Origin of the sequence: Williamsia muralis, from assembly GCF_002735905.1 — a bacterium.
GTDB classification, from domain to species: Bacteria; Actinomycetota; Actinomycetes; order Mycobacteriales; family Mycobacteriaceae; genus Williamsia; species Williamsia muralis_A.
In genome coordinates, this window is the sequence record NZ_PEBD01000007.1 from 1 (window position 1) to 1,581 (window position 1,581).

A 1,581-nucleotide genomic window follows, 5' to 3' on the forward strand; every position below is an offset into this window, starting at 1 on the left:
GTGCACATGCACCGGCAGATCGAAGTTCTGTCGCAGCGCCGAGACCAGTGTCGCGGCCGCCTGCGGGCGTAGCAGTCCGGCCATGTCCTTGATCGCCAGAATGTGCGCGCCCGCGTCGACGAGTTGTTCGGCCAACCGGAGGTAATAGTCCAGGGTGTACAGGTTCTCGCGGGGGTTGGACAGGTCACCGGTGTAGGACAGGGCGACCTCGGCGATCGTGGTGCCGGTCTCGCGGACCGCATCGATCGCCGGCCGCATCTGATCAACATTGTTCAACGCGTCGAAGATCCGGAAGATGTCGATCCCGGTCGCGGCGGCCTCGGACACGAACGAGCGGGTCACCTGCTCGGGGTACGGGGTGTAGCCGACCGTGTTGCGTCCGCGGAGCAGCATCTGCAAGTTGATGTTGGGCATCGCCTCACGCAGCTGCGCCAGGCGGTCCCACGGATCCTCCTTCAAAAACCGCAACGCCACATCGTAGGTCGCCCCGCCCCAGCACTCCACCGACAACAACTGCGGGGTCATCGCCGCCACATACGGGGCAACCATCACCAAACCGGTCGTACGAATCCGCGTCGCCAACAGGGACTGATGAGCATCCCGGAACGTCGTATCAGTCACCCCGAGCGCCTTCGACGCCCGCAAATCCGCAGCAAAACCCTCCGGACCCAGCTCGAGCAAACGCTGCCGCGACCCGTTCGGCGGGGGCAAGGTCACATCGACATCGGGGAGTTTGTCCCGCGGGTACACCGTCGCCGGACGTTCACCATGCGGTTTGTTCACCGTCACATCAGCCAAATAATTCAAGATCCTGGTGCCACGGTCGGCCGAGACCCGCGAGGTCAGCAACTGCGGACGTTCCTCGATGAACGACGTCGTGACCCGGCCCGCCCGGAAGTCGGGATCGTCCAACACTGCCTGCAGGAACGGCACATTGGTGGCCACACCACGAATCCGGAACTCGGCCAACGCCCGCCGCGACCGCGCCACCGCCGTCTCGAAATCCCGGCCCCGACAGGTCAGCTTCACCAGCATCGAATCGAAATGCGCACTGACCTCGGCACCCAACGTCGCCCCACCATCCAGACGCACCCCCGCCCCACCGGGTGTGCGGTAGGCGGTGATCCGGCCGGTGTCGGGGCGGAACCCGTTCGTCGGGTCCTCGGTGGTGATCCGGCACTGCATCGCCGCGCCGCGGATCTGCACCTTGTCCTGGGACAAGCCCAAATCTTCCAGCGTCTCGCCCGCTGCGATCCGCAGTTGGGACTGCACCAAATCCACATCGGTGATCTCTTCGGTCACCGTGTGTTCGACCTGGATGCGTGGGTTCATCTCGATGAACACGTGATTGCCGTCCCGGTCGACCAAGAACTCGACCGTGCCCGCACAGGTGTAGCCGATCTTGCGGGCGAACGCGACCGCGTCCGCGCAAATCTTTTCCCGCAACCCCGCCGGCATGTTCGGTGCCGGCGCCAGCTCGATCACCTTCTGATGGCGACGCTGCACACTGCAATCGCGCTCGAACAGATGCATCACGTTGCCATGCTGATCAGCCAGGATCTGCACCTCGATGTGCCGCGG

Annotated in this window: 1 protein-coding gene; it reads right to left on the reverse strand. The window is 64.5% G+C overall.

Annotation, left to right across the window (positions count from 1 at the left end; all coding sequences use genetic code 11):
- Positions 1-1,581, reverse strand: a 1,581-nt coding sequence (locus tag CSW57_RS08950; protein ID WP_442316346.1) for an ATP-binding protein, incomplete at both ends; no start/stop codon positions are given.